The following is a 19642-nucleotide window of genomic DNA, read 5'->3' as shown; positions in this document are numbered from 1 at the left end:
AGCGCTCGTAAGTCGGTCCGAGTGCACGTCCAAACCCACAATCATGCTCCCTTCACCGCCCGTCTGACGACAGCAGCGACACGCTCCTGATCGGCCTTGGAAAGATAGGGATGCATGGGCAGGCACAGGATGCGCTCCGGCAGGCTTTCCGAAACGGGCAGCCCTTTCGGCGCGCGCGGATAGGCGGCATAGGCCTCCTGCAGGTGCAGGGGCTTTTCGTAATAGACGACGGACGGGATGCCCTCTTCCCTGAGGCTGGCGCGCACGGCGTCCCGCGCCGGCGTCTCGATCGCATATTGCGCCCATGCGGAACGGCTTCCGGCCGGCACCGAGGGCACCTTCACGACGTCGCCCAGCACCTCATGATAGCGCGCGGCAACTTCCTGGCGCAGGTCCATCTCCTCCGGCAGGATGGCGAGCTTTTCGATGAGGATCGCCGCCTGGAGCGTGTCGAGCCGCGAGTTGAGGCCGATGCGCACATTGTCGTACTGGCTCTCGCCCTTGCCATGGAAGGCGATCGAGCGCAGCACCTCGGCAAGGTCCGCATCGTTGGTGAACATGGCGCCGCCGTCGCCGTAGCAGCCCAGCGGCTTGGCCGGATAGAAGCTGGTGCCGGCGACGTCGCCGAAGGCGCCGCACATGGTGTTGCCGTAGGAACCGCCGGTCGCCTGCGCCGCGTCCTCGACGATGCGCAAGCCTTCGCGCTCGGCGATCCTGGCGATGTCGTTGTACTCGGCGGCAAGGCCGAAGAGATCGACGGGGATGATCGCCTTCGGCGTCAGGCGGCCTTCTTCGCGCACATGGGCGATCGCCGCCTCCAGGCTTTCAAGGTCGATGTTGTAGCTGTCGGGATCGATATCGACGAAGACCGGCGCAGCGCCCGCCAGCGCCACCACTTCCGCCGTCGCGGCGAAGGTGAAACTCGGGCAAAAGACGGCGTCGCCCGGGCCGATGCCGAATGCCATCAGCGGCATGAGAAGCGCGTCGGTGCCGTTGGCGCAGGCGACGGCATGCTTCACGCCGATGTAGTCGGCGATCTTCTCCTCGAACTCGGCAACCTCAGGCCCGAGGATGTAGCGGCCCTCGGCCAGAACCTTGGCCAGCCTCTTCTCGAGCCGCGCCTTTATGCGTTCGCGCTGCGCGCCAAGATCGATGAATTGCATGCGTGCCTGCCTCGCCCCGTGATAAAGTTTTCGATTGAACCCGCCCGGTGAATATGCGTGCGCGGGACGTTTCGCAACAGAAAGGGACGTTCACTCTGTCGCAGGCGTTGTTACACGCGGTGACCGTGCGGGCGCCGCTGCTTGTTGCGTCGCACAATCATCACCTTTAACAAATACGCACCTTGGGGGCAGACTAGGGCAGACTAGGAGAGAATGAGCATGAGCGCACCGTTCAAGGCGTATGACGTTCGCGGCCAGATTCCCGGCGAGATCAACGTTCCCTTCGCATATCGTTTTGCCCAGGCGACGAAAAAGTCCCTGTCGCCGGGGACGGTTGTGGTCGGGCACGATATGCGCCTCGACAGTCCCGCCCTCGCCGACGCGCTTGCCCAAGGGTTGCTGGACAGCGGCGTCGACGTCCTGCCGGTCGGGCTGTGCGGCACGGAGGAGGTCTATTTCCACACCGCCCGCTCGGGCGCGGATGCCGGGCTCATGGTCACCGCCAGCCACAACCCGCTGGACTACAACGGCATCAAGATGGTGCTGAAGGGAGCGGCGGCGGCCACACCCGACAACGCTTTCAACGCCATCGAGGAGCTTATGCGCTCCGACCGCACGCTCTCGGCCGTGGACAGCTACGGCGAGCGTGGCAGCTTACGGCCCGTCTGCGACCGTGGCGCTTATATCGAACGGCTCTTGGAAGAGGTTGCCGGCCAGGCACTGAAGCCGCTCAAGATCGTCTGCCACGCCGGCAACGGCTGCGCCGGCCCCATCATCGACCTCCTCGAAGAGCACCTGCCCTTCACCTTCATCAAGATCGACCATGAGCCCGACCCGCGGCTTCCCAACGGCATTCCCAACCCGCTCCTGAAGGAAAAGCGGCAGAAGGCGAGCCAGGCCGTGGTCGAGCATGGCGCCGACCTCGCCGTCGCCTGGGACGGCGACTTCGACCGCTGCTTCCTCTACGACCACAAGGGCCGCTTCGTGGAGGGCTATTACCTCGTCGGCATGATCGCCAAGCGCATGCTGGAAAAGGCGCCCGGCAGCACCATCCTCTACGACCCGCGCCTGACCTGGAACACCATCGACATCGTCGAAGGCATGGGCGGCATCGCAAAGCCGTGCCGCACCGGCCACGCCTACTTCAAGCGCATGATGCGCGAGGAGAACGCCATCTACGGCGGTGAAATGAGCGCGCACCACTATTTCCGCGACTTCAGCTACTGCGATTCGGGCATGCTCACCTGGCTCGACGTGGTGTGCGAACTGTCGGTCACCGGCTCGACCCTCGCCGAGACGCTGGAGGAGCGCATCGCCAAATTCCCCTGCTCCGGCGAGATCAACTTCACCGTCGACGACGCCAAGGCCGTGCAGGAAAGGGTTGCCGACCATTTCGGGCGCGCCAACCCGGCCCTCGAGACCGTCGACGGGCTTGGCATGGTCTTCGACGACTGGCGCTTCAACCTGCGCGCCTCCAACACCGAACCCCTGCTGCGCCTCAATGTGGAGACGCGGGCGAATCAGAAGCTCCTGGAGGAGAAGGTGGCGGAGCTGAGCGGCCTGATCGATGGGTGACAGCGGGCTTGAAATAAGCGAATCTTTGCGCATAATACGTATTGTTACGCAAATTCTGGAGATTGAGCTGTGCACACCGTCAGCGCCACGGAGTTGGCACGAAATACGCGCGAGATTCTGGACATGGTCGTGGGTGGAGATGAGATTGTGATGGTCGAGCGCAATCGTACGGTCATCGCTTGGATTACGCCGCCCGAGCGCACCATGAACGCAGCCCAGGCTCTCGCCGGGCTGCAACCTGCCATGACGCCGGAGCAGGCAACCGCTTGGCTCAAAGAGAGCCGTGGAGTGTTCGACGAAGCAGTGCGTGATCCGTGGGAGTAATCTTCGATGGCTGTATCTGGCTTGGGCTCGCCGCCGGCCAAGTGGATCGGCAAGCGGTGATCGCGGCAGCTGGAGAGGCACCGGTTTTTACGTCGGTAATCAGTTTGGGCGAATTGAGATTCGGGGTGGAGGTCTGCGCCGACCCCGCCGAGCGCGCCGTGCGCGCAGCCTATTTGCGGCAGGTGGAGAGCCGGCCGGTTTTAGGCGTTACAAAGGATACCGCTGCGGCCTTCGGCGTGCTCGCTGCCGCCGTCAAGCAGGCCGGGCGTTCGCCCCGGCCGCGCTATAACGATCTGTGGATCGCGGCCCAGGCCATCGAGCACGGGTACGTATTGCTGACAGTCAATGCCGACGATTTCTCCGGTCTGCCGGGGCTGCGGCTTTTGACGCTGTAGAGGGCGGGCGAAATCGGCCCGTCCGCCTTCGCTTGGCTGATAGTCTGGCTCGCCAAGCCGAAGCTTGGCAATAGCCAAGCGAAGGCTCGTCGGGCATCATGGACGAAGGTCTACTTTCAGAAATGCTTTTTGGCAAAAGCCCGCCCGGACCCTGATTTCAGATACTTCTCAAAGGCAAATGCTTTCGCCTTGTCTTCAAAACCGATCTGAACGACCAGCTCCCACGGTCCATACATCGAGGAATGGCGCGACTGAGAATCAGATTGGCCTGCGTTGTGCCTTCTCAGGCGATCGGCGACATCGTTCGTACAGCCGACATAATATTTGTCCCGATATTTCAAGCTTTGCAGAATATAAACGTATTGCATGTCGGCCCGGTCCGCCTTCGCTAAAGCTCCGGCGGGATAGCCTTCGCTTGGCTATTGCCCTGGTAAGTTGCGTCTGGCTCGCCAAGCCGAAGCTTGGCAATAGCCAAGCGAAGGCTGGCTGGGGCGGCAGGATTCGAACCTGCGCATGGCGGTACCAAAAACCGCTGCCTTACCACTTGGCTACGCCCCAACGCCTGACAACCATTCCCGGCTGCCAGCGGACGCAGCCCATATAGAGACACTGGCCCTCCAAGGCAACGGCGAATGAAACCCCATCACGCAACCGAAACAGCATATTGCGGTTGGTGATGCCTTCATGTTCGACCTTTGCCACAATTGCTGCTAGGGAAAGCGCTAAGCTTTGATTTGCCGTCTGTTGCGGGTACGTTGCGGTGCGCTGCCTTTAGGCAGGGGGGCTATACGCAATTCGGTACGATAAACCATGACCTTGAACCGAATCCGAAACTGGATTCATGCCCGTCCGCGCAGCACCAAGAGAATGGTGCTTGTGGCGACCGACATCGTCGGGCTGATGCTCATCATCTGGCTCGCCTTCTGCTATCGCTTCGAGCGGATCTTCATCCCCAACCGCGAGCAGATGATGTTCATCGCGGCCGGGCCGATCATCGCCATCCCGATCTTCATCCGCATGGGGCTCTACCGCGCCGTTCTGCGCTATCTCAGGGAACGGGCGATCTGGACCATCATCCAGGCGGTGACGATCTCCGCCCTGATCTGGGTCAGCATGGCCTTCCTCACCCTTTCATACGGCTCGGAGGGCATTCCGCGTACCATCGCCGTGCTCTATTGGGCCGGCGGCATCATCGCAGTCGCCGGCAGCCGCTTCGGCGCCAAGTGGCTGCTCGGTCTCGGCATGCCGAAGGCAAAGGACAAGAAGCGGGTGCTGATCTACGGCGCGAGCGATGCCGCCGCGCAGCTCACCGAGGCGCTGCATGCGGCAGGCGATTGCCGGGTGATGGCCTTCGTCAGCGACGACGAGGGCCTGCACGACATGGACATCCTCGGTATCCGCATCCATCCCTCGGAGCGGCTGGAGGAGCTCATCAGCACCATCGGCATCGAGGAGGTCATCATCGCCACCTCCTCCGCCAGCCCGCGCGAGCGGCGCGATCTGGTGGCCAGCATCGGCCGTTTCCCGGTCAAGATCCGTGTGCTGCCGCCGATCGCCGATCTCGCCTCCGGCAAATACATCGTCAGCTATGTGCGCGACATCGACATCGACGATCTTCTGGGGCGCCCGCCCGTGCCCGCCGATCCGGCACTGCTCAAGACGCCGGTCGAGGGCCGCGTCATCATGGTGACGGGTGCTGCCGGCTCCATCGGCTCGGCGCTCTGCCGCACGATCGCGCAGGCGAAGCCCGCGAAGATGGTGCTGTTGGAGTTCAACGAGCTCGGCCTCTACCAGATCGAGCGCGAGTTGCGCAGCTATGGCTGCTTCTCCGTCGTCGCCGTGCTCGGCTCCGTCACCGATCGAGAGCTCGTGCGCCGCACGATTGCCGCCCACAAGGTGGAGACCGTCTATCACTGCGCCGCCTACAAGCATGTTTCCCTGGTCGAGGAAAACCAGATCGAGGGCGTTCGCAACAACGTCCTTGGCACGCTGACGCTGGTCGAGGAGGCGTGTACGGGGGGCGTCGAGAACTTCATCCTGATTTCCTCCGACAAGGCGGTGCGGCCGAAGAGCGTGATGGGCGCCACCAAGCGCTGGGCGGAGCTGATCGTGCGCCACTACGGCAAGGAAGCGGCAAAGGCGGGGAAGAAGCGCGTCTTCGCCTGCGTGCGCTTCGGCAACGTGATCGGCTCCAGCGGCTCCGTCGTGCCGCTCTTCAAGGAGCAGATCGCCGCCGGCGGCCCGGTGACACTGACGCATAACGATATGACGCGCTACTTCATGTCCGTGCGCGAGGCGGCGGAATTGATCGTGCAGGCCGGCGCCCTGTCGCAATCGGGGGACATCCTGCTTCTCGACATGGGCGAGCCGGTGAAGATCCGCGATCTGGCCGAAGACATGATCATGCTTGCCGGCCTGACGGTGCGCAACGAGGAAAATCCCGACGGCGACATCGAGATCGTCACCATCGGCATGCAGCCGGTGGAGAAGCTCAACGAAGAGCTCTTCTACGATCCCGATGGCGTCAACACCACGCGGCATCCGAAGATCCTGCGCGCCAAGGCGCAGAACAACAGAGCCGGCCGGATCCCCGCCATGCTGGAACAACTCAAAGAGGCCATCGATCGCGCCGACGAGGCAGCGGTGCGCCAGGCGCTCTTCGGCCTTCTGGAGGAAAAGGGCGGGCTGGAGGAAAAGGGCGGGAAGCCGGCCCTGCAGCCGCCGGTGGAGGCGAACGAAAACCTTCGGCACTCGGCTTGAGCGGAGGCGGAGACGTGGTGCAGACCGCTTCCGGCGATGCCGCCCTGCAAGGAGGATACCCCCTCCCCCGCGGCAAGCGCGCGTTCGACCTGGCGATTGCGCTTCCCGCCGCCGTCGTGGCCGTGCCCGTGGTGCTTGCCGTCGCCGTTCTCGTCCGCGCCACGTCCGATGGTCCGGCATTCTACGCCCAGACCCGCCTCGGCCGCGGCGCGGTCCCCTTCCGCTGCTACAAGCTCAGGACCATGCGCACGGACACGCCCTCCGTGCCCACCCATGAGGCAAGGCCGGACGCGGTGACGCCGGTCGGCCGCTTCCTGCGCATAACCAAGCTCGACGAGTTGCCGCAGCTCTGGAATGTTCTCAAGGGGGAGATGTCGCTTGTCGGTCCCCGCCCCTGCCTGCCGGAGCAGGAAGAGCTCATCCGCCACCGCGAAAGGCTCGGCGTCTTTGCGGCCGCCCCCGGTATCACCGGTCTGGCGCAAGTGCGCGGCATCGACATGTCGAAGCCGGCATTGTGCGCCGAAACCGACGCCGAGTATCTCAGCCGGTGGTCGATCGGACGGGATCTCGCGCTTCTGATACGGACGTTCCGGCGCTCATAGCCGGTTGCGCCTGGCCAAGAGGTTTTCCCAGTTGAGCGCGTGGGTGACGATCTCCTCGAGATCGTCATGGGCGGGCTTCCAGCCGAGTTCGTCGAAACAGTGTTCGGCGCTCGCCACGATGGCCACCGCGTCGCCCGGGCGCCGGCCGCTCTTCGTCACGGTGAAATCCGTGCCCGACACGCGCTTGACGGTGTCGATCACTTCGAGGACCGAATAGCCCCGCCCGTAGCCGCAATTGGCGACAAGGCTGCCGCGCCCCTTGCGCAGCCGCTCGAGCGCCAGATAATGCGCGTTCACCAGGTCGGAGACGTGGATATAGTCGCGCACGCAGGTGCCGTCGCGCGTCGGATAGTCGTCGCCGAAAACCTCCATGTGCGGGCGCTTGCCGGTGGCCGTCTCGCAGGCGACCTTGATCAAGTGCGTGGCGCCCTTGGTGGACTGGCCGGTGCGCTTCTTCGGATCGGCGCCCGAAACGTTGAAATAGCGCAGCGCCGTATAGGCGAAATCGTGGGCTGCGGCGGTGTCGCGCAGCATCAGTTCGGTCATCAGCTTTGAGGTGCCGTAGGGCGATTCGGGCTCAAGCGGATTTTCCTCCGTCACCGGTACCTTGTTCGGGCTGCCGTAGACGGCGGCGGTGGAGGAGAAGATGAAGTGCTTCACGCCGCAGCGCACCGCGCTTTCGATCAGCGCGCGCGATTTCACGGTGTTGTTGAGATAGTAGCCGAGCGGATCGGAGACCGATTCGGGCACGATGATCGAGCCGGCGAAGTGAATGACGGCATCGACGCCGCGGCGCTTCATGGTCTGCTCCACCAGCTTCTGGTCGCCGATATCGCCGACGACCAGCTCGGCCGCCTCCGGCACCGCCCAGTCAAAGCCCGTGGAGAGCCGGTCGAGCACCACCACCTCTTCGCCGTGGTCGAGCAATTCCCAGACCATGTGGCTGCCGATATAGCCGGCACCGCCCGTTACCAGAACCGTCAACGCACCTTCCCTTCCCTAACGAAAGGGCCATGGGCGTGCGCGCCCATGGCCCTTTGTCACATCACCGATTTACGGGCTCAGGCCCGGCCAATGCCGAGGCCCTTCAAGGCTGCCCAGCCCGCCGGCACTAGGCAGGCCGCAAGCCCCGCCTTCACCAGGTCGGGAAGGATGAAGGGGGCGACGCCGAACTGCCAGGCGCCCTCGGCGCCGATCAGCGTGGCAAGCCATGCAAAGCCGAGAAACAGAAGCACCGCCTGTGCGACGACCATCGTCGCGCCCAGCTTCAGGACGTTGCGGTCCCACCCGCGGTCGGCGGCATAGCCGACGATCGCCGCCATGACGAGGAAGCCGACGAGATAGCCGCCCGTCGGGCCCACCATATAGGCAAGGCCGATGCCCTTTTCCGGCGTGCTCTGGAATACGGGGAAGCCCATAGCGCCCTCGGCGAGGTAGAGCAGCAGCGTGGCAACGCCGAGCCGCATGCCGAAGGAGGCGGCAATCAGCAGGATCGCCAGGTTCTGCAGCGACAAGTCCACCGGGCCAAGCACCACCTTCGTCTTGGCCGCGAGCGTCAGCACCAGCGTGCCGGCGACGGCGAGCAGGATTTGCGCCACTAGACGCGCGGTGCCGGATGTCGGCAATGCGAGGGAGATGAGCGGTCGAGAAGCAATCGCCTGCGACATGGAGCCTCCTTGAATGGGTTTTATATGAACGCGCGCGTTCCTCTATATTCGCTTCCATGTTAAGCGGCAACACGCTCAGCACCGCAACTTCGTCAACAGAAGCAATTGCAACATGGCCGTGCAATTTGATACGCAGTTCGAACCGCGCTACGGGGAACCCGTCGAGGTGGCGCCCGGCGTGCGGCGCCTGACGGCCGGGAACCCGAGCCCCTTCACCTTTCACGGCACCAACTCCTATCTCGTCGGCAAGGACACGCTCGCCGTCATCGATCCCGGCCCGGACGACGAGGCGCATCTTGCCGCCCTTATCGAGGCCGTCGACGGGCGGCCGGTGAGCCACATCTTCGTCAGCCATACGCACCGTGACCACTCGCCGCTGGCAAGGCGGCTTGCCGAGGTCACGGGCGCGAAAATCGCCGCGGAGGGCCCGCACCGCGCGGCGCGGCCGCTGAGGATCGGCGAGATAAACCCGCTGGACGCCAGCGCGGACACGGACTTCCGCGCCGACATCCTCTTGCCGGATAATGCGCTCGTCGAGGGCGACGGCTGGGCGATCCGCGCCGTCCATACCCCCGGCCACACCGCCAATCACTGCGTCTTCGCGCTCGAGGGCACCGGCATCACCTTCTCGGCCGACCACGTGATGGCCTGGTCGACCACCATCGTTGCTCCACCCGACGGGGCGATGGCCGATTTCATGGCCTCGTTGGACAAGCTCCTGGAGCGCCGGGACCGGCTGTTTCTGCCCGGCCATGGCGGGCCGGTGGTAAAGCCGCAGCATTTTCTGCGCGGATTGAAGACGCACCGCAAGATGCGCGAGCGGGCGATCCTGGAACGGCTTTCCTCCGGCGACCGGACGATCCCCGAGATCGTACGCGCCATCTACCGCGACACGGACCCGCGTCTTCACGGAGCGGCGGCGCTCTCGGTCCTGGCGCATCTGGAGGATCTCGTTTCCCGCGGCCGCACTTGCGCCGAGGGCGAACCGTCGATCGACGCGGTCTTCCGACCGGCCTGACTATTCTCCCCCCGACAAATCGCTGAGCGCTTCCATGCGCCTGTCGAGATCGTTCAGGAAGCGCGTTATCCGCTGGGCGTTGTCGCCCATGTCGTGGCGGCCGTAACGGGAGGCGGAGCGCATGTCGACATAGGTGGCGTTACCCCGATCCTCGATGCGGATGGCGACATCCGACAGGAAGCCGAGCAGGAAGGAGTGGGCGACCACCTCCACGGTGATGCTGCTTGATCCCGCGGCGGGCGGCATGGGTTCGAGCGGCCGCCATCGGCGGGCGGCGATAAGCGCGCTCACCGCCTCCATCACACTCTCCCTGGCGTGCTCATAGCGACGCCCGCTGAGTTGGGGATAGGCTTCCTGTTGCAGGAGCGAATCTTCCTGACGTCCCGGCCGCAGGGCATTCATGGGCGGAGTGCGCAGCGCGGCGGCACGCCGGAACTGCGGGGGCCGTGAAATGTCCGTCGAGATGTCGACCAGCGGCGGGTGAACGGCGAAGCGGTAGGTCGAGACGGCGTAGGGCAAAAGCACCAGCACCGAGAACAATGCCCCGAGCCCCGCCGCCTTCAGGCCCAATAGCCCATGTTCCCATATCTGCACGAAGCCGGCGACGGCGAAAAGCAGGCCGGAAAGCGCCAGGAATCCCGATAGGCCGAGGAGCCACAGAAACGGTACCGTCTCCAAGAGGCCGAAACGGTGCGACAGGCCGGAGACGACGAAGAGCATCGCCGAAAAGGCGCCGAGCCGGCGCGACCACCGTGCAGCCGGCGAAAAACGCCGTTCCAATATAGCCGTCATCCGACACCCGTGCCCAAGTCTGCCCGTCCGCTGTCTTATCGGTTCGCCGGCAGGCGGTCAAAGCACTGGCAAGGGCCCGAAACCGCCGCGCTGCAGGAATGTGGAATACCCTACCCGCCCACGGCGCGAGGTGGACCGAATCGTTCCCTAACTATAACTATCGCCAGTGCGGGAACCTTTTCGGGTCCCCACGCGTTTTGTTTCTTCTAGGGGTAGGGGGAAGTAATGGTAGGCAATGGACAGGTCGGCTGGACGAGATTCCAACACTCCCGCACTCCCCCTTGAGATCGTAGAGTTGGAGTTGGCGCTCCGGCATCAGGATTTTCTGCAAACAGGGTTCGAAGGAGCCGTTCTGCTGGCGCTCAAGCGCATCGGCGGAACGATGCTCTTTCGCATGCGCATGAACGGCATGGCCGGCTGCGACTGGATCGCCGCCGTGGCGCTCGAAGGCGGCGGCGAAGAGAGGATCGCGCTCGTCGCGCAGCCGGCCGAAGGCGGGCCGCTCAGGGTGGAGGACGCGGCGACGAGCGACCTGCCCGTGGCGCGCATCGCCGAGGCTTATGCGGAGATCATGGGGCGGCTCGGCACGCCTGCGGCCGAGGACGGCAAAACACAAGCCGATCCGAACGCCGAAGCGTGAGCCGGCCTTACCGGCGGCAGGCCGCCTGCGCCGCCGCCAGCCGCGCGATGGGCACGCGGAAGGGCGAGCAGGAGACGTAGTCGAGCCCCACTTCCTCGCAGAAGGAGATCGACGCCGGATCGCCGCCGTGCTCTCCGCAGATGCCGAGCTTCATCGCCGCGCGCTTTGCCCTGCCGTTCTCCGCCGCCAGCCGCACCAGCGCCCCCACGCCCTCGATGTCGATCGAGACGAAGGGGTCCTGTTCGATAATGCCCTTCTTGCGGTAGACCTCCAGGAAGCTCGCCGCGTCATCGCGCGAGATGCCGAAGGTGGTCTGCGTCAGGTCGTTGGTGCCGAAGGAGAAGAACTCCGCCTCCCGGGCGATCTCGCCGGCGTTCAACGCCGCGCGCGGCAGTTCGATCATGGTGCCGACGAGATAGTCGATCTTGACGCCCGCCTCTTCGAGCACCGCCTTCGCCACGCCCTCGATCAGCCCCTTCACGAAGGAAAGCTCCGAGGCCATGCCGACGAGCGGCACCATGATCTCCGGCACCACCGGTGCGCCGGTGCTGCCCGCGGCCTCTATCGCCGCCTCGAAAACGGCCCGCGCCTGCATCTCGGCGATCTCCGGATAAGAGACGGCGAGCCGGCAGCCGCGATGGCCGAGCATGGGGTTGAACTCGTGCAGCGCCTCCGTGCGCTGGCGCAGCCGCTCCGGCTCGACGCCCATGGCGGCCGCCACCTCGCCGATCTCTTCCTCCGTCTTCGGCAGGAACTCGTGCAGCGGCGGGTCGAGTAGGCGGATGGTGACCGGCAGGCCGGCCATGATCTCGAACAATTCGACGAAATCCGCCCGCTGCATGGGAAGGAGCTTGGCAAGGGCCGCCCGGCGCTCCTCTTCCGTATCGGACAGGATCATCTCGCGCATGGCAAGAATGCGCTCGTCGTCGAAGAACATATGCTCGGTGCGGCACAGCCCGATGCCTTCCGCCCCGAACGAGCGCGCCGTCCGCGCGTCGGCCGGCGTTTCGGCGTTGGCGCGCACCTTCATGCGGCGCGCGGCATCGGCCCATTCCATGATGGCGGAGAAATCGCCCGAAAGCGCCGGCTGCTGCATCGGCACGGCGCCGGCGAGCACCTGGCCGCTAGAACCGTCTATGGTGACGACGTCGCCCTTGCGGAACGTGCGGCCGAGCGCGGTCATGGTGCCGGCGCGGTAGTCGACGCGCAGCGTGCCGGCGCCGGAAACGCAGGGCTTGCCCATGCCGCGGGCGACCACCGCCGCATGGCTCGTCATGCCGCCGCGCGTTGTCAGGATGCCTTCGGCCGCGTGCATGCCGTGGATATCCTCCGGGCTCGTCTCGACGCGCACGAGGATCACCTTCTCCCCGCGCCCCTTCATCTCCTCCGCCTCGTCCGGCGAAAAGACGATGCCGCCCGTCGCCGCCCCCGGCGAGGCGGGCAGGCCGGTGGCGATCATGTCGCGCGCCGCATCCGGGTCGATGGTCGGGTGAAGCAGTTGATCGAGCGAGGCAGGATCGATGCGGCAGACGGCCTCCTCGCGCAAGATCAGCCCTTCATTGGCCATGTCGACGGCGATCTTGAGCGCCGCCCTGGTGGTGCGCTTGCCGGCGCGCGTCTGCAGCATCCACAGTTTGCCGCGCTCGATGGTGAACTCCAGGTCCTGCATGTCGCGGTAATGCGCCTCGAGCTTCCCCGCGATCTCCACGAAGGCGGCGAACGCCTCCGGCATCACCTTTTCCAGCGACGGCTTGTCGGAGCCCGCCTCCAGCCTTGCGGCCTCCGTCAGGCTCTGCGGCGTCCTGATGCCCGCCACCACGTCCTCGCCCTGCGCGTTGACCAGGAATTCGCCGTAGAGCGCCTTCTGCCCGGTCGAGGGGTTGCGCGTGAAGGCGACGCCCGTCGCCGATGTCCTCCCCATATTGCCGAACACCATGGCCTGCACATTGACCGCCGTGCCCCATTCCTCGGGAATGTCGTGCAGGCGGCGATAGGTGACGGCGCGCGGGTTCATCCAGCTCGAAAAAACCGCGCCGATGGCGCCCCAGAGCTGCTTGCGCGGGTCCTGCGGGAACGGCTCGCCGAGTTCACTTTCCACCCGCTCCTTGTAAAGCGCGATGACATGCAGCCAGTCGGCGGCGGAAAACTCGGTGTCGACGTCGTAGCCGAGCCGCCCCTTCTCGTCGGCCAGGATCTCCTCGAAAACCTCGTGATCGAGGCCCAGCACCACGTTGGAATACATCTGGATGAAGCGGCGGTAGCTGTCATGGGCGAAGCGCGCGTCGCCGGATGCGGCCGCCAGCGCCTCCACCGTCTCGTCGTTGAGGCCGAGATTGAGCACCGTATCCATCATGCCCGGCATGGAAGCCCGCGCCCCGGAGCGCACGGAAACGAGCAGCAGCCGCCGCGGGTCGCCGAAACGCCGGCCGGCGATCCTGCCGACGTCCTCCAGCGCCTCCTCCACCTGGGCGACGAGCTCGGGGGGATAGGCGCGGCCGTTGGCATAATAGTGGGCGCATAATTCGGTGGTGATGGTGAAGCCCGGCGGCACGGGCAGGCCGAGACTGCACATCTCGGCGAGGTTCGCCCCCTTGCCGCCCAATAGGTTCCTGTCGGATGCCCTGCCCTCGGCACGGCCGTCCCCGAAGCTGTAGACCCACTTGGTCATGCTGTCCCCGCTGGAGAAATAGCAACGGCGCGTGCGGCGCCTCGACATCTGGAGCGATAAGGGGGGCTTGTGGCGAAGGCAAGATGCGGCCGCACCTTCCTCCTCATCTCAATCGATTTGGGTGACAACATGCCGCTTGACGCGGTGCGCCCGATGCGGCAGATTTAGAACATAGAGTGAACATGGAGGACGTCATGCGCGAGACGGGAAAGCTCGACTACATCGAGATGCCGGCCACCGACGGCGCGCTCGACAGCGTCAAGGCGTTTTACGCGAATGCCTTTTCGTGGACATTCACCGACTACGGCGCCAGCTATTCGGCCTTCAGCGAAGGGCTCGACGGCGGTTTTTACGGCAGCCCGCTGGAAGGCACCGAAAAGCTCTTTATTCGCACGAGCTGGAGGAGACGCTCAAGCGCGTGGAGGAAGCAGGCGGCCGCATCGTCAAGCCGATCTTCCCGTTCCCGGGCGGGCGGCGGTTTCACTTCACCGATCCGGCAGGGAATGAATTGGCGGTGTGGAGCGAGGAATAGGGCGGGCGGTTGGTTGGCGGCATACCCCCACCCTCAATCCCTCCCCTCAAGGGGGAGGGAGGCTTCTTTCGTGCCCGGCGCCAAGGTTGAAGCCAATCGCGCGACGCCGACGTCCCCCTCCCCCTTGAGGGGAGGGATTGAGGGGGGGGTCGCTTATGCCAAGGCCGACAAAAAGCAACTGTAGAGCTAGGACCTACCCGCCCCCCGACACCGGAAGCTTGGCCAGCACCCGGCGCAACCCTCCGGTGGCCAGAGCGACATCCGGCGCCTTTTGAAGAGCCGTCAGGTAGCGTAGACGAAACTCCGCGTCCTCGCCTTCTTCCTCGCCCAGCATGCGGGCAACCTCGTCGCGGAAGGGCAGAAGATCATCGGCGGTCGAGAATTCTTCTTGCAGCATCTCGTCCAGCCGCACGATGAGCTGCGACAGCCGGCTCGTCCAGGCGAAGCGCGGGTCGTCGATCAGCGCGAAAAGCAGCGTATAGGGGTTCTTCAGAGCTTCCTCGTCCCCAGCCTCGGCCAGGATGAGCGCCCTGTGCAGAGACTTCAGCGCCGAGGACAGCTCCCCGGCAAGGGTGGCTACGGAATCGGCCGGATCTGCCACATCCTTACTCCCTGCCTTGTCCCTCAACTCGCCTCACGCATCTGCTCCGCCGTCTGCAGGTCGACCGAAACGAGCTGGCTCACCCCCTGCTCGGCCATTGTGACGCCGAACAGCCGGCTCATGCGCGCCATGGTGATGGGGTTGTGGGTGATGATGACGAAGCGCGTGTCGGTGGAGGCCGCCATCTCGTCCATCAGGTTGCAGAAGCGCTCGACATTGTGGTCGTCGAGCGGCGCGTCCACCTCGTCGAGCACGCAGATGGGCGCCGGGTTCGTCAGGAACACGGCGAAGATGAGGGCGGTCGCCGTCAGCGCCTGCTCGCCGCCGGACAGAAGCGTCATGGTCTGCGGGCGCTTGCCGGGCGGGCGGGCGAGGATCTCCAGCCCGGCCTCGAGCGGATCGTCGGATTCGATGAGCTGCAGTTCGGCCGTGCCGCCGCCGAAGAGGTGCGCGAAGAGCCGCTGGAAATGGCCATTCACCACGTCGAAGGCGGCGAGCAGCCGCTCGCGGCCCTCGCGGTTCAGGTTCTGGATTGCGTGGCGCAGCTTGTGGATGGCCTCGATGACGTCCCCGCGCTCGGAGACCAGCGTGTCGAGCCGCTCGGCAAGCTCGGTCTTTTCTTCCTCGGCGCGCAGGTTCACCGCGCCCAGCCGCTCGCGCTCGATCTTCAGCCGCTCAAGGCGCTGCTCCACCTCGCCCACGTCCGGCAGCGGATCGTCCGGCGAAAGCCCGGTCTGGCTGACGACCAGATGCGGCGCCACGTTGAGCGCCTGCTGGATGCGCGCCTCGGTGTCCTGGCGCCGCTCCTCGGCGGCCGCCTGGCGCTCCTCGGCGCGGGCGCGGGCCTCGCGCGCGGCAGCCAGCGCCTGGATCGCCTCCGTCGCCTGTTTGTCGAGTTCCGCCTGTTCGTTCTCGGCCGCCTGCAGCCGGTCGGCGGCGCTTCTGCGCAGGGCCTCCGCCTCGGAAATGCGCGACAGGAGTTCGCGCCCGCGCGCCTCGATCTCGTCCGGCGCCTCGGCCAGCTTTTCCATCTCGCCCGCCGCCTCGACACGCCGCTCGGTCAGCGAAGCGATCTGTCGGTCGGCGTTTTCCGCGCGCGCGATCCAGCTCTTGCGCTCCTCGCCGATGGCGGCAAGCCGGCGCTGGCGCGCTTCCGTCTCGCGCTTCAGTCCTTCATGGGCCGCGCGCGCCTCCGCCGCCCTGCCCCGCGCCGTTGAAACCTCGACCGTCACGCGCTCCAGCCGGCCCTGCAACTCGGAGATGTCGGGGGCAGCGGCAAAGGTGGCTTCCGCCTCGGTCACCGCCTTCAGCGCCTCCTCATGGTCCTCGGCCAGCCGGCTGCGCGAATCTTCCAGCGCCGAGCGGCGGCTCGCCAGTTCGCCGGACGCCTTCTCCGCGCCGGCCAGCGCGTCGCGGGCGCTGCTGACAGCGCGGCTCGCCTCGCGCAGGCGCTCGCGCGCCTGCCGCTCGCCCTCGACCGCCTGCCTGACGGCATTCTCGGCAGCGGCAAGAGCCTCTTCGGCGGCGCGCAATATCTCCCTAGCGGAGACAGCTTCGCTGTCGAGCTCGGCCAGACGGTTCTTCTGCGCAAGGCGCTGGGCGGCGGCCGTCGGCGCGTCGGCGCTGGCCCTATAGCCGTCCCAACGCCACAGCGCGCCATCCGCGCTCACCAGCCGCTGGCCGGTCTTCAGGTGCTCCTGCAGCCGCGCGCCATCGGCCGTCTCGACGATGCCGATCTGCGCAAGCCGCCGGGCAAGCTGAGCCGGCGCGTTCACCACTTCCGAAAGGGGCCGCACGCCCGCCGGCAGCGCCGGGTCGTCGCCCGCCGGCGCCGCGTCGCCCCAATGGGCTGGGGCGGCCTTGTCCAGCGGCACGTCGAGGTCTTCGCCAAGGGCCGCGCCCAGCGCCGTCTCGAAGCCGCGCTCCACCCGCACCCGCTCGAGCACGGCGGGGAAGAGATCGTTGCCGCCGGCATTCAGCACCTTGGCGAGCGTGGTGGCCTCGGTCTCGATGCGCTGCAGTTCGGCGCGCGCCTCGCTCACCGGCTGGCGCGCGGCAGTCTCCGCCGCACGGGCGGCGGCAACGGTTTCTTCCGCCTCGGCCGCGCGCTTCTCCGCCTCTTCCTGGACGGCAAGCGCACCCTCCAATTCGAGCCGCTTCTGCGCCGGGTCCGGCAAGGTGCTGATCTCGGCAGCGATTTCCGAAAGCTGCCGGTCGGCGGTTTCCAACTGGCGGGCCAGCCGGTCGCGGCGCTCGGCGCTGTCGCGCATGGCGCGCTCGGCCTGGCTGCGCGTTGCCGTCGCCTCGGCCTTCTCCGCCGTCAGCGCCGTCAGCTCGGCCTCGCGCTCGGCAAGCTCCGCGCTCGCCTTGTCGAGGGCCGCCCGCGTCTCGGTCTCGCGCCCCTCGGCGCCGGCCTCGGCTTCCTTCAGCCCGGTTTCTTCCGTCTCCAGCCGTTTCAGGATGTCCGCATTGTCGCGGACCATCTGCTCCTCGCGCGCAATGTCGGCGTCGAGCTGTCGCACGCGCTTCTGCAGCTCCTCCGCGCGGTCGCGCACGCGGCGGGCCTCTTCCTCGATCTGCGTGCGGGCGATGGTCAGCCGCTGCAAGGCTGCGGCGGCGGAAGCTTCCGCCTCGCGCAGCTCCGGCAGGCGCTTGGCGGAGATCGCCTGCGCCTTCGCGGCCTCCATCTGCTGGTTGGCGCGCTCGGCGACCAGCGTCATCGCCTCAGAAAGCGCCGACTTCGCCTCCGCCTCCTGCGCCTTGGCCTGCGTCCAGCGCAGGTGCAGGAGAACGGCCTCGGCCTTGCGGACCTCGGCCGACAGGTTCTTGAAGCGGGCGGCCTGGCGGGCCTGGCGCTTCAGGCTCTCGATCTGGGTTTCCAGTTCGGTCACCACGTCGTCGAGCCGCTCCAGGTTCTGCTCGGCGGCGCGCAGGCGCAGCTCCGCCTCGTGGCGGCGCGAATGGAGGCCGGAGATACCGGCCGCTTCTTCCAGCAGCGCCCGGCGGGCCTGGGGCTTGGCCTGGATCAGTTCGCCGATGCGCCCCTGCCCCACCATGGAAGGAGAGCGGGCGCCGGTCGACTGGTCGGCGAAGAGAAGCTGCACGTCGCGGGCACGCGCCTCCTTGCCGTTGATGCGGTAGACGGAGCCCGCCTCGCGCTCGATGCGGCGGGAGACCTGCAATTCGTCGGCGTCGTTGAAGGCGGCGGGCGCGGTGCGGTCGCCGTTTTCCAGGAACAGCGTCACCTCGGCCGTGTTGCGCGCCGGCCTCGTCGCGGAGCCGGAGAAGATGACGTCGTCCATGCCCGAGGCGCGCATGTTCTTGTACGAGCTTTCGCCCATCACCCAGCGCAGCGCCTCGACGAGGTTCGACTTGCCGCAGCCGTTCGGCCCGACGACACCCGTCAGGCCGGGCTCGATGACGAACTCGCTGGGCTCGACGAAGGATTTGAAGCCCAGTAGGCGAAGCTTGGAGAACCTCATGCGCGCGCACCCCGGCGCGCGGGGCGGGTGCGCCCTGCGCGGTCGGCTGCCGCCCTAAAGCAGCGGATCGATGATCGCCGCCATCTGCTCAATCGACATCGCTCCCGAATACTTCTTCCCGTTGATGAAGAAGGTGGGCGTCGCATCGACGCCGAATTCCTCGGCGCCGCGCGCGCGCACGGCTCTCACATCGTCCAGAAGTTTCTGGTCCGTCAAGCAAGCCTCGAAGGACTCCTGTGAAAAACCGGCAAGTTTTGCGATGTTGAGCAGCGCGCTCTGCGCATCCTGCACCGGCGCCCAGTTGCTCTGCTGCTTGAACAGGACGTCGACCATGGCGAAATACTTGTCGTCCGCGCAGCGCGCCAGCATGAAGCCGGCCTCGGCGCGCGGGTCGAACGGGAACTCGCGCATGATGAGGCGCACCTTCCCGGTGTCGATGTACTGTTCCTTCAACGCCGGGTAGGTGTTGACGTGGAAATTGGCGCAGTGGCTGCAGGTCATCGAGGCGTATTCGACAATCGTCACCGGCGCATCCTCCGCGCCTTCCGCCTTCTCGGGCAGGGCGCCGGGCTCGAGCAGCTTGTCCATATCGACGCTGCCCGTGGACTGCGGCGCGTCGACCGCCCCGGTGGTCATGGGCGAGGTGTCCTGCGCACCCGCCTCGCCCTCACCCTCGCCGCTGTCGCTGTCGCTGCAGCCGGCCAGGAGGACGGCTGCCGGCAGGGCGGCCAGGGAAATGAGGATGCGCCTGCGCGCGATCGGTCCAGTCATGCGAATCACCCGAGTTTGTTCAAAATCCTAGCGATGGCAGAGAAAATAGCGATAGTTGGCGTGGAATTAAGGCATCCGCGGCTAAGCGCCAAACGCTAAATGCCGCAGGCTCCTCACGTTTCCGCGAGCGGCTTCTTGCGCGCCGCCATCACGTTCGCCCCCAGCCGCTCCAGGCTGGCCCGCAGCCCGTCATCCTCGATGTGGTCGGTCAGGCTGGCAAGCCTGCGGCGCTCCGGCTCGGAAAGCGGGCGCGGGGCCGGCCTCCTTTCGCTGCGCGGCGAGGAAACCTGCTTCTGCACGATCTTGACGCGGCCGATGGCGCCGAAGCCGAGGAACGCATTGGCGCGGGCGATGATCTCCGACGTCTCGTGCTGCACGTGAAGGGCGGCCGGCCCGCTGCAGGCGATGATCAGCGTCGCCGGCTCGAACGGGTCGTCCTCATGCGCCCGGCGCGGCCAGGCGATCTTCTCCGGCCGCGTGCGGGAGGCCAGGCGCTCCCCGACGATTTCCGCCCACGACTGCACGAGATCGATGGAAAGGCCGGCGCGCCGCCGCAACACCGGGTCGAGCAGCGCCGTCGCCAGGTCGCTCACCGGGACGGGATTGCCGCCTTGCCATTTCCCTGCCATGTGCTCATCCCTTGTTCCACGAC

The 19642-nt window shown here is 66.2% G+C and carries 17 protein-coding genes, 1 tRNA gene and 1 pseudogene; 8 read left to right on the top strand and 11 right to left on the bottom strand.

Going from position 1 to position 19642, the window contains the following annotated elements:
- Positions 1-41: 41 nt before the first annotated feature.
- Entirely contained in the window at positions 42-1163 is a 1122-nt protein-coding gene (locus tag GM910_RS10320) for a DegT/DnrJ/EryC1/StrS family aminotransferase (protein ID WP_159587428.1), read from the bottom strand.
- Positions 1164-1382: 219 nt separating this feature from the next.
- Between GM910_RS10320 and GM910_RS10315 the strand changes: the two genes are divergently transcribed.
- From GM910_RS10315 to GM910_RS10305, 3 genes are all read left to right on the top strand, one after another.
- A complete protein-coding gene (locus GM910_RS10315) occupies positions 1383-2738 on the top strand; it encodes a phosphohexomutase domain-containing protein (RefSeq protein ID WP_159587427.1) in 1356 nt (451 codons plus the stop codon).
- Between the two features lie 69 nt (positions 2739-2807).
- A complete protein-coding gene (locus tag GM910_RS10310; RefSeq protein WP_159587426.1) occupies positions 2808-3062 on the top strand; it encodes a type II toxin-antitoxin system Phd/YefM family antitoxin in 255 nt (84 codons plus the stop codon).
- Positions 3053-3457 (top strand): type II toxin-antitoxin system VapC family toxin, encoded by a 405-nt coding sequence (locus GM910_RS10305; RefSeq protein WP_159587425.1) that lies wholly within the window; start codon positions 3053-3055, stop codon positions 3455-3457. Before GM910_RS10310 ends, GM910_RS10305 begins: the two co-directional genes overlap by 10 nt.
- 116 nt (positions 3458-3573) lie before the next feature.
- Here GM910_RS10305 and GM910_RS10300 read toward each other — a convergent pair whose 3' ends face one another.
- Positions 3574-3825, bottom strand: coding sequence for a GIY-YIG nuclease family protein (locus tag GM910_RS10300; RefSeq protein WP_159587424.1), 252 nt, complete (start codon positions 3823-3825; stop codon positions 3574-3576).
- 115 nt (positions 3826-3940) lie between these two features.
- Positions 3941-4015, bottom strand: a tRNA-Gln gene (locus GM910_RS10295).
- 252 nt (positions 4016-4267) lie between these two features.
- On the opposite strand from GM910_RS10295, the gene GM910_RS10290 reads away from it, so the two are divergent.
- Together GM910_RS10290 and GM910_RS10285 are read left to right on the top strand one after the other, a co-directional pair.
- On the top strand, positions 4268-6217 hold the full coding sequence (locus tag GM910_RS10290) for a polysaccharide biosynthesis protein (protein ID WP_159587423.1): 1950 nt from the start codon (positions 4268-4270) through the stop codon (positions 6215-6217).
- A gap of 14 nt (positions 6218-6231) precedes the next feature.
- Complete coding sequence (locus GM910_RS10285) at positions 6232-6819, top strand: sugar transferase (RefSeq protein WP_281354883.1); 588 nt, start codon at positions 6232-6234, stop codon at positions 6817-6819.
- Here the strand turns inward: GM910_RS10285 and galE are convergent.
- Together galE and GM910_RS10275 are read right to left on the bottom strand one after the other, a co-directional pair.
- Positions 6814-7803 carry a UDP-glucose 4-epimerase GalE gene (galE, locus tag GM910_RS10280; RefSeq protein WP_159587422.1) on the bottom strand — a complete coding sequence of 330 codons (990 nt, stop codon included), beginning with the start codon at positions 7801-7803 and terminating at the stop codon, positions 6814-6816. The genes GM910_RS10285 and galE overlap by 6 nt on opposite strands.
- 77 nt (positions 7804-7880) lie before the next feature.
- Positions 7881-8486: a biotin transporter BioY gene (locus GM910_RS10275; RefSeq protein ID WP_159587421.1), complete on the bottom strand. Its 606-nt coding sequence runs from the start codon at positions 8484-8486 to the stop codon at positions 7881-7883.
- A gap of 112 nt (positions 8487-8598) precedes the next feature.
- On the opposite strand from GM910_RS10275, the gene GM910_RS10270 reads away from it, so the two are divergent.
- Complete coding sequence (locus GM910_RS10270; protein ID WP_159587420.1) at positions 8599-9504, top strand: MBL fold metallo-hydrolase; 906 nt, start codon at positions 8599-8601, stop codon at positions 9502-9504.
- Here GM910_RS10270 and GM910_RS10265 read toward each other — a convergent pair whose 3' ends face one another.
- Complete coding sequence (locus GM910_RS10265) at positions 9505-10296, bottom strand: DUF1499 domain-containing protein (RefSeq protein WP_159587419.1); 792 nt, start codon at positions 10294-10296, stop codon at positions 9505-9507.
- A 295-nt stretch (positions 10297-10591) separates the two neighbouring features.
- On the opposite strand from GM910_RS10265, the gene GM910_RS10260 reads away from it, so the two are divergent.
- Positions 10592-10936: a hypothetical protein gene (locus GM910_RS10260; protein ID WP_246225958.1), complete on the top strand. Its 345-nt coding sequence runs from the start codon at positions 10592-10594 to the stop codon at positions 10934-10936.
- A gap of 7 nt (positions 10937-10943) precedes the next feature.
- Here the strand turns inward: GM910_RS10260 and ppdK are convergent, their stop codons facing one another.
- Positions 10944-13604, bottom strand: coding sequence for a pyruvate, phosphate dikinase (gene ppdK, locus GM910_RS10255; protein ID WP_159587417.1), 2661 nt, complete (start codon positions 13602-13604; stop codon positions 10944-10946).
- Between the two features lie 194 nt (positions 13605-13798).
- Here ppdK and GM910_RS10250 point away from each other — a divergent pair.
- A pseudogene (locus GM910_RS10250) lies at positions 13799-14136 on the top strand (VOC family protein).
- A gap of 193 nt (positions 14137-14329) precedes the next feature.
- Here GM910_RS10250 and GM910_RS10245 read toward each other — a convergent pair.
- From GM910_RS10245 to GM910_RS10230, 4 genes are all read right to left on the bottom strand, one after another.
- Positions 14330-14737: a hypothetical protein gene (locus GM910_RS10245; RefSeq protein ID WP_159587416.1), complete on the bottom strand. Its 408-nt coding sequence runs from the start codon at positions 14735-14737 to the stop codon at positions 14330-14332.
- Positions 14738-14760: 23 nt separating this feature from the next.
- Positions 14761-18219, bottom strand: coding sequence for a chromosome segregation protein SMC (smc, locus tag GM910_RS10240; RefSeq protein ID WP_159587415.1), 3459 nt, complete (start codon positions 18217-18219; stop codon positions 14761-14763).
- A 54-nt stretch (positions 18220-18273) separates the two neighbouring features.
- Positions 18274-18990 carry a DsbA family protein gene (locus GM910_RS10235; RefSeq protein WP_159587414.1) on the bottom strand — a complete coding sequence of 239 codons (717 nt, stop codon included), beginning with the start codon at positions 18988-18990 and terminating at the stop codon, positions 18274-18276.
- A gap of 113 nt (positions 18991-19103) precedes the next feature.
- A complete protein-coding gene (locus GM910_RS10230; RefSeq protein WP_159587413.1) occupies positions 19104-19619 on the bottom strand; it encodes a DUF721 domain-containing protein in 516 nt (171 codons plus the stop codon).
- Positions 19620-19642: the final 23 nt, after the last annotated feature.

This window comes from Chelativorans xinjiangensis (genome assembly GCF_009812055.1).
Classification (GTDB): domain Bacteria; phylum Pseudomonadota; class Alphaproteobacteria; order Rhizobiales; family Rhizobiaceae; genus Chelativorans; species Chelativorans xinjiangense.
This window is presented reverse-complemented; position numbering and strand designations above follow the sequence as displayed.

Coding starts and splice junctions, on each gene's coding strand:
- GM910_RS10320 (WP_159587428.1), bottom strand. CDS start 1,163: ATGCAATTCATCGATCTTGGCGCGCAGCGCGAACGCATAAAGGCGCGG.
- GM910_RS10315 (WP_159587427.1), top strand. CDS start 1,383: ATGAGCGCACCGTTCAAGGCGTATGACGTTCGCGGCCAGATTCCCGGC.
- GM910_RS10300 (WP_159587424.1), bottom strand. CDS start 3,825: ATGCAATACGTTTATATTCTGCAAAGCTTGAAATATCGGGACAAATAT.
- GM910_RS10290 (WP_159587423.1), top strand. CDS start 4,268: ATGACCTTGAACCGAATCCGAAACTGGATTCATGCCCGTCCGCGCAGC.
- GM910_RS10275 (WP_159587421.1), bottom strand. CDS start 8,486: ATGTCGCAGGCGATTGCTTCTCGACCGCTCATCTCCCTCGCATTGCCG.
- GM910_RS10270 (WP_159587420.1), top strand. CDS start 8,599: ATGGCCGTGCAATTTGATACGCAGTTCGAACCGCGCTACGGGGAACCC.
- GM910_RS10265 (WP_159587419.1), bottom strand. CDS start 10,296: ATGACGGCTATATTGGAACGGCGTTTTTCGCCGGCTGCACGGTGGTCG.
- ppdK (WP_159587417.1), bottom strand. CDS start 13,604: ATGACCAAGTGGGTCTACAGCTTCGGGGACGGCCGTGCCGAGGGCAGG.
- smc (WP_159587415.1), bottom strand. CDS start 18,219: ATGAGGTTCTCCAAGCTTCGCCTACTGGGCTTCAAATCCTTCGTCGAG.
- GM910_RS10235 (WP_159587414.1), bottom strand. CDS start 18,990: ATGACTGGACCGATCGCGCGCAGGCGCATCCTCATTTCCCTGGCCGCC.
- GM910_RS10230 (WP_159587413.1), bottom strand. CDS start 19,619: ATGGCAGGGAAATGGCAAGGCGGCAATCCCGTCCCGGTGAGCGACCTG.